The following is a 12,303-nucleotide window of genomic DNA, read 5'->3' on the forward strand; positions in this document are numbered from 1 at the left end:
CGCTGACAACGCCACACGGTGTTGCCTGATGGCTGGGTGAGGCCGCGCCTCGGCACGCTGTGTCGATGGCWGCCGATCGGACCTTGTCGCCSYTGYTKGGCCCCGCGTGCGCTGCCGCTCTGGTTRCCGGTGCSTTGGTCTGCGTGCTGCTGCCGGTGTTGCCACCGCTGTGGGCTTCTGTTGCGGCGACCGTCGTGGCCGCGTTGGGCTGGGTGTTGCGCTGGCGCGGACGCGCGGCGGCTGCGTTGTTGTTCGGCTTGGCCTGGACTTGCTGCCACGGGTATTGGGCAATGCAGACGCAGCTGCCGGCCGGTTCTGCTGCGCAGGATGTGCTCGTCCGGGGGCAGGTCATCGATCTGCCGAAGGAAACGCCTGCACACACCCGCTTCGAATTCCGGGTGGATGCGTCCGATGCGATGCCGACGCTGCGTGGAAAGCGGCTGCAGGTGCTCTGGCACGCGCCACGGGGTGGGCCGACCGACGCCGGGCTTGATCAGAGACGTCTCCTGCACGCCGGGGCGGATTGGCAGTTGTCGCTGCGCGTGCGACCACCACGTTCACGCATCAATCCGGGGGGCTTCGATGGCGAGCGGCAAGCGCTGCTGCGTGGGCTGGCAGGGAACGCCAGCGTGCGCGATTCGAATTCCACGCGACAGCTGCGCCCTGCGCATGGTCTACCTGCGTGGCGCGAGCGCACCAGTGCCGCCATTGCCAGGCAGATCGCACACCCGTCGGCGCGGTTCATCCAGGCCTTGGCACTGGGCGATACGCGTCGCCTGTCCGACGTCGATTGGGCGCAGCTGCGCGCGCTGGGCCTGACCCACCTGATCGCCATCTCCGGCTTCCATGTCGGCCTGGTCGCGGGCTTCGCCGCATTGCTGTGTTCTGCGCTCTGGCGATCCTGGCCGGGGCTTGCCCGGTTCTGGCCACGACCGCAGGCGGCGGCCTGTGCGGCGGCGGCGGCAGCAGCCGGCTATGCCGTTGTTGCAGGCAGCGAGCTGCCGACCGTGCGTACTGCGCTGATGATCGCGGTGCTGGCCCTGGCGCGCGTTGCCCGCCGTCCGGTGACGGTAGCGCAGGGGCTCGCGCTGGCCGCGCTGGCGATGCTGCTGCCGGCACCGCTGTCGGTGCTGTCTGCGGGCTTCTGGCTCAGTTTCGGTGGGGTGCTGTGGTTGCTGTGGTGCCTGCCGCAGGGGCGGCCGAAGGGGTTCGCCACGATGCTGCGCGGCGCTCTGGCAGGGCAGGGGGTGGCCAGCGTCGCTCTGCTGCCGTTGGCGGTGGCACTGTTCGGTGGCAGCGCACGGCTGGGGCCGCTGGTGAACCTGCCGATCATTCCACTGTGGAGCCTGCTGGTGGTGCCTCTGGCTCTGCTGGGAACCGCTCTGGAGGCCCTGCGCACCGGGGCAGGGCAGTGGCCTTGGCGCACGGCTGCCTGGGTGTTCGAGGCCAGTTGGCAGCTGCTGCAACCCTTGGCCGAGCACCCACAGGCGATGTGGTGGCTGGCGCAGGGGCCGGCCTGGGCGTTGCCGGCGGCCTTGCTGGGGGTGTTCTGGTGGCTGTTGCCACGCGGCGCCGGGGCCGGGCYTGCCGGTTCTTTGCTGTGCCTGCCGTTGCTGTGGCCGGCACGGTCGGGGCCGCAGCAGGGTGAGCTGGAACTGGTGGTGCACGATGTCGGCCAGGGCGCGGCGGTGCTGCTGCGGACCGCCCGGCACGCACTCTGGTATGACGTCGGCCCGCCAGCCGGCAGCGGCAGCGGGGCCGAGGAGCGGATGCTGCTGCCGACCTTGCGGGCGTTGGGACAGGAGCCGCCGGCACAGCTGATGATCAGTCACGACCACCTGGACCACAGCGGCAACCTCGCCGCGCTGCGCCGGCAATTGCCGGGTCTGCACGTACTGGCTCCACCGGGCAGTGCGATTGCCAAGGCCGGCAGCTGCCAACAGGGCCTGCGCTGGCAATGGGACGGGTTCGATTTCCAGGTGCTGCATCCGCCCGCCGCGTTCCCTGCCGTTGGCGGGAAGGGCGCCGACAACGAAGCCAGTTGCGTGCTGCGGGTTGCTGGCGCGCACGGGGTAGTGCTGCTGCCCGGTGACATCGGCCGGCAAGGCGAACAGGCGCTGCTGGCGGGCGCTGCCGATATGCTGCGTGCGGACGTGGTGCTGGTGCCCCATCACGGCAGCGGAGGCAGTTCCACGCCGGACTGGGTGAAGGCGGTGGCGCCGCGGCTGGCGCTGGTCTCGGCCGGGCACCGGAACCACTTTGGCCACCCGAAACGTGACGTGGTGCGGCGCTGGCAGGCGGCGGGCGCCGAAGTGCTGTCCACCGCCGAGTCCGGCGCGATCCGCGTATGGCTTGGCGCACAAGGCCTGCAGCTGCGTGAACAGCGTATCCACGCCGCCCGGTGGTGGGATGCCGCTGGGCGGGCGCGGTCGGCTGCTATCCTATCGCCGATCGAACAAGCGGCCGCTGGGCCGGAGGGTTGAAACGTGTGGGAACTGGTCAAGGCCGGTGGCTGGCCGATGGTGCCGCTGCTGCTGTTGGGCGTACTGGCTTTGGCGATCGTCCTGGAGCGTTTCTGGTCCTTGCGGCGTAACGAGGTGCTGCCGCCTGGCCTGGGCCAGGAGGTCCGCAACTGGGCCGCGCGCGGCAAGCTGGACCCGGCGCACCTGCAGACCCTGCGTGCCAATTCACCGTTGGGTGCCCTGCTGGCCGCCGCGCTGGAAGCGCGCAACCGCCCGCGCGACCAGATCCGCGAGCGCATCGAGGACACCGGTCGCCATCTGGTGCACCGCATGGAGCGTTTCCTCAACGCGCTGGGCACCATCGCCTCGGCCGGCCCGTTGCTGGGCCTGCTGGGCACCGTGGTCGGCATGATCCAGATGTTCCTGGGCATCCTCGACCACGGCGTGGGTGATGTGAACCAGCTTGCCGGCGGTATCGGCAAGGCACTGGTGTGCACCGCCACCGGCATGATCGTGGCGATCCCGGCGCTGATGTTCCACCGCTTCTTCAAGGGCCGCATCCACGGCTACGTGGTGGAGATGGAGCAGGAAGCCAGCGCGCTGCTGGATACGCTGGACGGTCGCCCCGGGGTGATGACCCCGGCCCCCGCTGCGCGCGCGTCTTCCGCCGCTACGGCAAAGGCCTGATCGATGCGTATCGGCAACGACCGGTCCCAGGATGAGCCGCATATCGACCTGGTGCCGCTGATCGACGTCATCCTGGTGCTGATCATCTTCTTCGTGGTCACCACCACCTTCGACGCGCGATCGACCCTGCAGGTGCAGCTGCCGACCGCCAGCCAGCAGCAGACCAACGAGCCGCCGCGCTCGCTGAGCGTGCTGATCAACGCTGACGGCCGCTACTTCGTCAACGATCAGGAAGTGCTGCGCAGCGACGTCGAGTCGGTCAAGCAGACCATTGCGGCCGTCGCCGGCAGCGACCGCGAACAGACCGTGCTGCTGCGTGCCGACGCGCGCACTCCCTACCAGGCCGTGGTCACCGCGCAGGACGCGCTGGGCCAGCTCGGCTTCCGTCGTATCGCCATTGCAACAGCGCCAGAGGTGCGTCCATGAGTTCCCATCACGCGCCAGTGTGGCCGATCTACAAACGACTGCTGGGCTATACCCGCACCTACTGGGTGTTCATGATCGGCGCGGTCATCGCGATGGTGGTCGAAGCCCTGGCCGGCTATCACTTCACCAAGCTGATGGAGCCGCTGGTCAACCGCGGGTTCGTCAACCCCGAGCCGCGCATGGCGGTGATCCTGCCGCTGACCATTCTCGGCCTGTTCCTGATGCGCAGCGTGGCCACCTGGGTCAGCGACTACACGCTGGCCAAGACCGGCCGCAGCGTGGTCCGCGACCTGCGTGAACAGGTGCTGCAGAAGTACCTGCACCTGCCGTCCTCGCATTTCGATGCCGAGGCGACGCCGGTGATGGTCAGCCGCCTGAACTTCGACACCGAACAGGTCACCCAGGCCAGTGCCGACGCGCTGAAGACCGTGGTGGCCGATACCCTGACCATCATCGCCATGCTGGCGGTGATGCTGCAGATGAGCGTCAAGGTGACCCTGGCGATGCTGGTGGTGGTGCCGCTGATCGGCGTGATCGTGTCCTACGTGGGCAAGCGCTACCGACGCATCAGCCGCGGCATCCAGGACGGCATGGGCACCATGGCGCAGACCGCCGAGCAGTCGCTGGCCGCGCAGCAGGAAGTGAAGGTGCACGGCACCCAGCAGCACGAGATCTCGCGCTACTCGCGCCTGGCCAACCGCATGCTGGCGCTGAACATGAAGGTGGAAGTGACCCGCGCGGCGGCTTCCAGCGTGGTCCAGTTCCTGGCGGCGCTGGCGCTGGCAGTCATCGTCTGGGTGTCCACCCGCGAGGCACTGGCCGGCAAGCTCAATGCGGGCCAGTTCATGGGCCTGATGACGTCGATGATGGCCATCATTCCGTCGCTGCGGCGGCTGACCAGCGTGCAGACTTCGATCTCGCGCGGTGTGGCTGCGGCCGAGCGCCTGTTCGGCATCATCGACATGCCGGTCGAGCGCGACGAGGGCAAGCACGCGGTGCAGCGCGTACGCGGCGAACTGGCCTTCGAGCACGTCATGCTGCGTTACCGTGAAGACAGTGGCATCGCCCTGGACGACATCAGCTTCGTTGCCAGGCCGGGCACGGTCACCGCCATCGTCGGTCGTTCCGGCAGCGGCAAGACCAGCCTGATCCGGCTGGTGCCGCGCTTCTACGAACCCAACGGTGGCCGCATCCTGCTCGACGGCGTTGCCCTGGATGAGTACCCGTTGGCCGATCTGCGCCGGCAGGTGGCCATCGTCGGCCAGAAGGTCATGCTGTTCGACGACACCATCGCGGCCAACATCGCCTACGGCATGGATGCCACCGACGAGCAGATCCGTGCAGCTGCCGAGGCGGCCAATGCCTGGGAGTTCATCGCGCGCATGCCGCAGCAGCTGCAGACGCCGGTGGGCGAGAATGGTGCGCTGCTGTCCGGCGGCCAGCGCCAGCGCCTGGCGATCGCCCGCGCCATCCTGCGCGACGCACCGATCCTGATCCTGGACGAGGCCACCGCGGCGCTGGACAACGAATCCGAGCGCCTGGTGCAGGATGCGCTGCAGCGCTTGATGCCCGAGCGCACCACGCTGGTGATCGCGCATCGCCTGTCGACCATCGAGCATGCCGACCAGGTGCTGGTGATGGACCATGGCCGCATCGTTGAACGCGGCACCCACCAGGAGCTGCTGTCGATGGGCGGTCTGTACCAGCACCTGCACAACATGCAGTTCCGCGAAAGGCAGGACTGATGGCGGGCAAAGGTACCCAGACCCCGCCGTACTGGTACGACGGCAGCCCGGCTCCGTGGCCGATGCGACTGCTGGCGCCGCTGTATGCCAGCGTCACCGCGCTGCGCCGGCGCCTGTACCGGCGTGGCTGGCGCAAGCGCCATGCGCTGGCGGTGCCGGTCATCGTGGTCGGCAACATCACCGCCGGCGGCACCGGCAAGACGCCGCTGACCATCGCCCTGGTCGAGCGCCTGCGGGCCGCGGGCTGGAAGCCCGGTGTCGCCAGCCGCGGCTACGGTCGTGAGCAAGCGGACAAGGCACGTTGGGTGGAAGCCGATACGCCGACTGCCCTGGGGGGCGACGAGCCGGTGCTGATCGCCTGGAAGACCGGCGTGCCCGTACGCGTGGACAGTGACCGCGTGGCAGCGGGCAAGGCGTTGATCGCCGCCGGCTGCGACGTGATCGTCTGCGATGACGGCCTGCAGCACTACCGGCTGGCGCGCGACATCGAGATCGAGGTGGTTGATGCCCAGCGCCGCTATGGCAATGGCCGGATGATTCCCGCCGGCCCGCTGCGCGAGCCGGTCAGCCGCGCAGCGGAATGCGATTTCCGGGTGGTCAACCTGGGCCAGGCGGATGGAGCGGCGGCTGCCCAGGCCTGTGGCTTCGRCCAATGGCCGATGGCCCTGCACATCGACAGTGCACAGCCGCTGGCCGGCGGGCGCGCACGTCCCCTTTCGTACTTCGCGGGCCAGCGCGTGCATGCCGTGGCCGGCATCGCCCATCCGCAACGCTTCTTCGACATGCTGCGCGCGCGTGCGATCGGCGTGGTGCCGCACGCCTTCGCCGACCATCATGCCTACCAGCCGCAGGATCTGTCCTTTGGCAGCCAGTTGCCGGTGCTGATGACCGAAAAGGATGCCGTGAAGTGCCGCGCGTTCGCCAATGACTGGCAGTACGCGGTGCCGCTGCGCGCCGAGATGCCTGCTGCTTTCTGGATCGCGTTGACCGATCGCCTGGACAAGCTGCGACCGAACTGAGGGGCCATGCGGCGCTTGCAAATGGACGCCGCCGGCCGCATTCCTGCTGTATCGCGCCTGCCGAGTACCGCCCGCATGACCGACTTCGTTGTTGCCATCCCGGCCCGCTATGCCGCTTCGCGGCTGCCGGGCAAGCCGCTGCGCCTGCTGGGCGGAGAACCCATGGTGCTGCATGTGGCCCGCCGCGCGCTGCAGGCCGGCGCAGGTGAGGTATGGGTCGCGACCGACGACCAGCGCATTGCCGACGCATTGTCCGGCCTGGCGGAAGTGAAAGTGGCGATGACCGCTGCCTCGCATGCCTCGGGTACCGATCGCCTGGCCGAGTGCGCGCGCATTGCGGGCTGGTCCGATGACACCGTGGTGGTAAACCTGCAGGGCGATGAACCGTTCGCGCCGGCTGCCGGCATCCGCGCCGTGGCCGAGGCACTGGTGGCGGGCAGCGCACCGATGTCGACCCTGGCCACGCCGGTCGAGGATGCCCACACGCTGTTCGATCCCAACGTGGTCAAGCTGGTGCGCAACGTGCGCAACGAGGCCCTGTACTTCAGCCGTGCGCCCATCGCCTGGCATCGCGATGGCTTCGCCCGCAGCCGCGACACCCTGCCCGAAGGCCATCAGTGGCTGCGCCACATCGGCATCTATGGCTACCGTGCCGGTTTCCTGCAGCAGTTCGCCTCGATGCGGCCGGGCACGCTGGAACAGGTGGAATCGCTGGAGCAGTTGCGCGTGCTGGAAGCGGGCTACCCGATTGCCGTGGCGATCTCGCCCGAACCCTTCCCGCCGGGCATCGACACCCCTGAAGACCTGCAGCGCGCCGAAACGCTGCTGCAGGCGATGGCCGCGCGATGAGGCTGCTGGTCGTCTGCCTCGGCAACATCTGCCGCTCGCCGATGGCCGAAGGCGCGCTGCGTGCCCGCCTGGATGCCTCGGCGCTGGCTGGGCGGGTACAGGTCGATTCGGCCGGTACCGGCGACTGGCACGTGGGCCAGCCACCCGACCGGCGTGCCATTGCATGCGCGGCCGGACACGGGGTGGACCTTGGCAGCCTGCGCGCGCGGCAGTTGCAGCGGCAGGACTTCGACGCTTTCGACTGGATCCTGTGCGCCGACGAGGCCAACCTGCGTGACGCCGCACGCCTCGCCATTGCCACCCAGCGCGAGCGCCTGGCGCTGTACCTGCCGTGGTCGGGCGGGCAGGGCGAACGTGCGATTCCCGATCCCTATACCGGTGGCAGCGATCATTTCGAACAGGTCTGGTCGCTGGTCGACGCTGCTGCCGAACGCACCGTGGCACGCCTGTTGCATCACGCCGACTCCRGCATAATCGGGTCATGAACATCCAGCCCGTCCCGGACCTGCCCGAGTTCGCCGCCTGGCTCAATGCCGCGCCCTGCACCCTGACCGAACTGCGTGGCCGGCCGGTCGCGCTGTTGTTCGTCAACGCGGCTTCCGCATGGAGCGCGCAACGGCTGGCCGAGTTCAGCCAGTGGCTGTCACGCCACCCCGGCAAGCTGCAACCTCTGGTGCTGCAGGTGCCGCGCTTCGACTTCGAGCGTGATGCCACGGCTGCGCTGAAACTGCTGCGCCGCCAGGGACTGACCATGCCGGTGCTGCTTGATGCCGATTGGGATGGCTGGCGCCGCTTCGGCGTCAGCGCCTGGCCGACGATGGTGCTGCTGGACGCGCAGGGTCGCGAACAGCAGCGCTTGATCGGCCAGGGCGTGCCCGGCGAGCTGGAGCGGGCCCTGAATGCCCTCTGCGAGGGTGCGCCGTCCGCCCCYTCGCGTGGCGGCAGCGAGCTGCACCCCGAACCGCGCCAGGCGCTGCGATTCCCGATGGGTCTGGCAGTGAACCAGGAACGGTTGTACATCGCCGACAGCGGCCACCACCGCATCCTGGAATGCAGTCATGGCGGCCGCGTGCTGCGTCAGTTCGGCTTGGGTACCGCCGACTTCATGGACGGCAACCTCGCCGAGGCCGCTTTCCACCGGCCGCAGGCGCTGGCGCTGGAGCGCGAGTCGCTGTACGTGGCCGACACCGGCAATCATGCGGTGCGCCGCATCAACCTGCTGACCGGCCTGGTCGACACCCTGTGTGGCAACGGCCGTCCGGGCGCCCCCGTGGAAGGGCCGGTGACGCAGCCACGGCAGGTGTCGCTGGATCATCCGGTTGGCCTGGCCATCGCCGAAAACCAGCTGCACATCGCCATGGCCGGCGACAACCGCATCTGGAGCTACCACCTCGGCCAGCGCAGCCTGCAGTGGCGCGCCGGCAGCGGCGCCATCGACGAGCGCGACGGTAGTGGCCATCTGGCCGCGTTCGCCCAGCCCACCGCCGTGGCCGTGGTCCAGCAGGTGCTGTACGTGGCCGATGCGCTGGGGTCTTCGATCCGTTCATTGCAGTTGCGCGGTGACCTGGTGCAGACCCTGGTCGGGCAGGGCACCTGGCGTTTCGGCGAGGACGATGGCCCGCGTGCGCAGGCCAGCCTGCAGTTCCCGCAGGCGATCGCATTGAGCCCGGATGCCCCGTTGTTGTGGATCGCCGACACCGGCAATGGCCGCCTGCGCACGTTGCGCCTGGGCGGCGGCGAACTGACCACCCAGCCCTTGCCGCGGCGCCTGCATGGCCCGGCCGGCCTGGCCGTCGGTGCCGGCGCGGTGTGGATCGCCGAAACCGATTCCCACACCGTACTGCGCCTGGACCCTGACAGCGGCGTGCTTAGCGAAGTGCCGATCAGCGAATGACCGTTGTTCCTGTCCCGACCTTCGATGGCAAGGCATTCGCGGCCCAGCTGAGTACCGCCCCGGGCGTGTACCGCATGTACGCGGCCGACGACACGCTGTTGTACGTCGGCAAGGCCCGCGCGCTGCGCAACCGCGTGGGCAGCTATTTCAACGGCAGTCCGAAGAACGCGCGCATCATGTCGATGCTCTCGCAGATCGTGCGCATGGACGTGACCGTAACGCGCTCGGAAGCCGAAGCGCTGCTGCTGGAAAACCAGCTGATCAAGTCGCTGTCGCCGCGCTACAACGTGTCCCTGCGCGACGACAAGACCTATCCGCATGTGCTGCTGACCCGCGAAGACTGGCCGCGCATCGCCCTGCATCGTGGCCCGCGTGCCATTCCCGGGCGCTATTTCGGGCCGTATCCCGGCGTCACCGCGGTGCGCGAGACGCTGAACCTGATGCACAAACTGTTCAAGCTGCGCAGCTGCGAAGACAGCGTGTTCCGCAACCGTTCGCGGCCCTGCCTGCAGTATCAGATCGGACGCTGCAGCGCGCCGTGCGTGGAACTGGTGCCGGCAGCGGACTACGCCGAGTCGGTGCGCCGCGCGGCGATGTTCCTGGAAGGCAAGAGCGATGAGCTGACCCGGGAGCTCGGCGAGCAGATGCAGGCGGCCAGCGAAGCGCTGGAATTCGAGCAGGCCGCGCGACTGCGCGACCTGATTACTTCATTGCGCAGCATGCAGACYCGCCAGTACGTGGACGGTCGCGCGGCCGACCTCGACGTGCTGGCGGTGGCCATGCAGGGCTCGCAGGCCTGCGTGATGCTGCTGGCCTTCCGTGATGGCCGCAACCTGGGCACCCGCCCGTTCTTTCCCCGCACCAATGGCGAGGAAAGCCCGGATGAAGTGCTGGCGGCCTTTGTCTCGCAGTACTACATCGAATTCGAGCCGCCGCGCGAGATCCTGCTTGACCGCGAAATTCCCGATGCCGATCTGATCGGTTCTGCGCTGTCGGCCTCGGCCGAGCGCAAGGTGCAGTTGAAATGGAACGTCCGCGGCGAGCGCGCCGGCTACCTGGAACTGGCCAGCCGCAACGCGCAGTTGACCCTGGCCACCGAGATCAACAGCCGCACCGCGCAGCACGCGCGCAGCGAAGCGCTGCGGGTGATGCTGGGGCTGGCCGAACCGGTAAAGCGGGTGGAGTGCTTCGACATCAGCCACACCATGGGCGAAGCCACCGTGGCCTCCTGTGTGGTGTTCGATGCGGCCGGCCCGGTGCGCGCGCAGTACCGCCGCTTCAACATCAGTGGCATCGAGCCGGGCGATGACTACGCCGCGATGCGCCAGGCGATCGACCGCCGCTTCCGCCGTGCAGTGGAAGAGCAGGGCGTGTTGCCGGATGTGCTGCTGATCGACGGTGGCGCCGGCCAGCTGGCACAGGCCCAGGCGGCGCTGGCCGATCTGGGCGTGGAAGACGTGCTGCTGGTGGGCGTGGCCAAAGGCGTGGAACGCCGTGCCGGCCACGAAGCGCTGGTGATGCCCGATGGCCGCGAACTGCGCCCGGGTGCGGCCGATCCCGCCCTGCAGTTCATCCAGCAGGTGCGCGATGAAGCACACCGCTTCGCCATCACTGGCCATCGCGGGCGCCGGCAGAAGGCCCGGATGACCAGCAAACTGGARGACATCCCCGGCATCGGGCCGCGACGGCGCGCCAGCCTGCTGAAGCATTTTGGCGGTCTGGTCGGCCTGAAAGCGGCCGGAGAAGCGGAAATTGCCAAGGTGGAAGGCATCAATGACGCCCTCGCAGCGCGCATCTACGCTAACCTGCACGGGTTGGCCGCGCCGGATCCGGCCGAGTAGAGAGAGAATAAAGCCGCATGACGTTGACCCTGCCCACCTGGCTGACCCTGTTGCGGATCGTGATGATCCCGGTGCTGGTGCTGGTGTTCTACCTGCCCTACACCTGGACCAACTTCGCATCGGCGGCGATCTTCGGCCTGGCCGCGATCACCGACTGGCTCGATGGCTGGATCGCGCGTCGCTACGGCCTGGAGTCGGCGTTCGGCGCCTTCCTCGACCCGGTCGCGGACAAGCTGATGGTGGCGGTGGCGCTGTTCCTTATCGTGCAGGGGCATCCGACCCCGTGGATGGCGTTCTGGGCGGCGGTGATCGTCGGCCGCGAGATCGCGGTGTCGGCGCTGCGCGAGTGGATGGCCGAACTCGGCCAGCGTGCCAAGGTGCGGGTGGCGATGATCGGCAAGGTCAAGACCACCGCGCAGATGGTCGCGCTGCTGTGCCTGCTGTATTCGGTGGCGCCGAACGTGCCGGTCGACGACATCTGGATGGGCCCGCCGGTATTCCATATCGGTGACTGGACCCTGGCCATTGCCGCGGTGCTGACCCTGTGGTCGGGCCTGCAGTACCTGCACGCCGCCTGGCCCAGCCTGCGTGACGACGAGCGCGCCGCGCGCGAGCGTTCGCGGCAGAAGAAGCTGGGCAACTGAGCACCGGGGTCGGATCCCTTTCCGCAGGAAAGGGCTCTGACCCCGTCGCTGCTCTCATCCACGCATGGCGTGGATCTACTGGGCATGCATGCACTGTGTGGGCCTTCGCGGGATCCCTCATCCACGCATGGCGTGGATCGCCTGGAATGTGGCCTGCGGTAGATCCACGCCATGCGTGGATGACGCATTCCATGACCTCTCGATCTGCCTGAAAAAAAGGCCTTGACGCGTTGCGCAGAACAGGTAGAATTTCGCCTCCCAAGCGGGAATAGCTCAGTTGGTAGAGCGCAACCTTGCCAAGGTTGAGGTCGCGAGTTCGAGTCTCGTTTCCCGCTCCAGATTCAAGAAAAACGCTCCCGGAAGGGGGCGTTTTTCGTTATGAGCTGTCGCGAGATAGGGCGATGTCGACGGCGTGGTCTGGGAGTGGCTCGATGTCGGCAGACATCATGACTTGGGTGCCGACAGAACGTTGCGCAGAGTTGTGCTCTTAGATCGGCAATCCTCCGGAGACAATTGCTAGCTTTCCGGTCTTGTCGAATGTCACATGGATTCTGTAGCTGCCGGATTTCCATCGCATGCGGCTGCTTTCTGGATTTGTCCATTCCGGTTCACCAAACATTGACAAGACGTCGCTCCTGCCTTGGCCGAAAGTGAGGCCGTGGGGCAGGGCGCCTCGGTAAACGGAAAAGTCGCCGATTTCCCGTCCGTAGTAGCGGAAATTGGATAACACTAGCGC

11 protein-coding genes and 1 tRNA gene are annotated in these 12,303 nt (G+C 67.9%); 11 read left to right on the forward strand and 1 reads right to left on the reverse strand.

Annotated elements, in window-relative coordinates:
* The first annotated feature begins 65 nt into the window (after window positions 1–65).
* The 11 genes from AC1DJN_RS06030 (at window position 66) to AC1DJN_RS06080 (ending at window position 11,905) form a co-directional block, all read left to right on the forward strand.
* Entirely contained in the window at window positions 66–2,483 is a 2,418-nt protein-coding gene (locus AC1DJN_RS06030) for a DNA internalization-related competence protein ComEC/Rec2 (RefSeq protein WP_478038983.1), read from the forward strand.
* A 3-nt stretch (window positions 2,484–2,486) separates the two neighbouring features.
* On the forward strand, window positions 2,487–3,149 hold the full coding sequence (locus tag AC1DJN_RS06035) for a MotA/TolQ/ExbB proton channel family protein (protein WP_025875219.1): 663 nt from the start codon (window positions 2,487–2,489) through the stop codon (window positions 3,147–3,149).
* 3 nt (window positions 3,150–3,152) lie between these two features.
* Entirely contained in the window at window positions 3,153–3,575 is a 423-nt protein-coding gene (locus tag AC1DJN_RS06040) for an ExbD/TolR family protein (RefSeq protein WP_025875217.1), read from the forward strand.
* On the forward strand, window positions 3,572–5,320 hold the full coding sequence (gene msbA, locus AC1DJN_RS06045; RefSeq protein WP_025875215.1) for a lipid A export permease/ATP-binding protein MsbA: 1,749 nt from the start codon (window positions 3,572–3,574) through the stop codon (window positions 5,318–5,320). Before AC1DJN_RS06040 ends, msbA begins: the two co-directional genes overlap by 4 nt.
* The gene (gene lpxK, locus AC1DJN_RS06050) at window positions 5,320–6,339 is read left to right on the forward strand and encodes a tetraacyldisaccharide 4'-kinase (RefSeq protein WP_478038984.1); all 1,020 of its coding nucleotides are present in this window, start codon (window positions 5,320–5,322) and stop codon (window positions 6,337–6,339) included. Before msbA ends, lpxK begins: the two co-directional genes overlap by 1 nt.
* A gap of 75 nt (window positions 6,340–6,414) precedes the next feature.
* Window positions 6,415–7,188, forward strand: coding sequence for a 3-deoxy-manno-octulosonate cytidylyltransferase (gene kdsB, locus AC1DJN_RS06055; RefSeq protein ID WP_025875212.1), 774 nt, complete (start codon window positions 6,415–6,417; stop codon window positions 7,186–7,188).
* Complete coding sequence (locus tag AC1DJN_RS06060) at window positions 7,185–7,673, forward strand: low molecular weight protein-tyrosine-phosphatase (RefSeq protein ID WP_478038985.1); 489 nt, start codon at window positions 7,185–7,187, stop codon at window positions 7,671–7,673. The genes kdsB and AC1DJN_RS06060 overlap by 4 nt, the downstream gene beginning before the upstream one ends.
* Complete coding sequence (locus AC1DJN_RS06065) at window positions 7,670–9,082, forward strand: nhl repeat protein (protein ID WP_032975725.1); 1,413 nt, start codon at window positions 7,670–7,672, stop codon at window positions 9,080–9,082. Before AC1DJN_RS06060 ends, AC1DJN_RS06065 begins: the two co-directional genes overlap by 4 nt.
* On the forward strand, window positions 9,079–10,923 hold the full coding sequence (gene uvrC, locus AC1DJN_RS06070; RefSeq protein WP_059063713.1) for an excinuclease ABC subunit UvrC: 1,845 nt from the start codon (window positions 9,079–9,081) through the stop codon (window positions 10,921–10,923). The genes AC1DJN_RS06065 and uvrC overlap by 4 nt, the downstream gene beginning before the upstream one ends.
* 17 nt (window positions 10,924–10,940) lie before the next feature.
* Window positions 10,941–11,567, forward strand: coding sequence for a CDP-diacylglycerol--glycerol-3-phosphate 3-phosphatidyltransferase (pgsA, locus tag AC1DJN_RS06075; RefSeq protein ID WP_025875200.1), 627 nt, complete (start codon window positions 10,941–10,943; stop codon window positions 11,565–11,567).
* 262 nt (window positions 11,568–11,829) lie between these two features.
* Window positions 11,830–11,905, forward strand: a tRNA-Gly gene (locus AC1DJN_RS06080).
* Between the two features lie 149 nt (window positions 11,906–12,054).
* Here the strand turns inward: AC1DJN_RS06080 and AC1DJN_RS06085 are convergent.
* A partial coding sequence (locus AC1DJN_RS06085) for a hypothetical protein (RefSeq protein ID WP_478038986.1) occupies window positions 12,055–12,303 on the reverse strand: 249 nt, incomplete at its 5' end.

It is taken from the genome of Stenotrophomonas sp. 05L414_2, from assembly GCF_056397905.1.

Bases quoted from the DNA above. Each gene is read 5' to 3' on its own strand.
- AC1DJN_RS06040 (WP_025875217.1), top strand. From the start codon at position 3,153: ATGCGTATCGGCAACGACCGGTCCCAGGATGAGCCGCATATCGACCTG.
- pgsA (WP_025875200.1), top strand. From the start codon at position 10,941: ATGACGTTGACCCTGCCCACCTGGCTGACCCTGTTGCGGATCGTGATG.
- kdsB (WP_025875212.1), top strand. From the start codon at position 6,415: ATGACCGACTTCGTTGTTGCCATCCCGGCCCGCTATGCCGCTTCGCGG.
- msbA (WP_025875215.1), top strand. From the start codon at position 3,572: ATGAGTTCCCATCACGCGCCAGTGTGGCCGATCTACAAACGACTGCTG.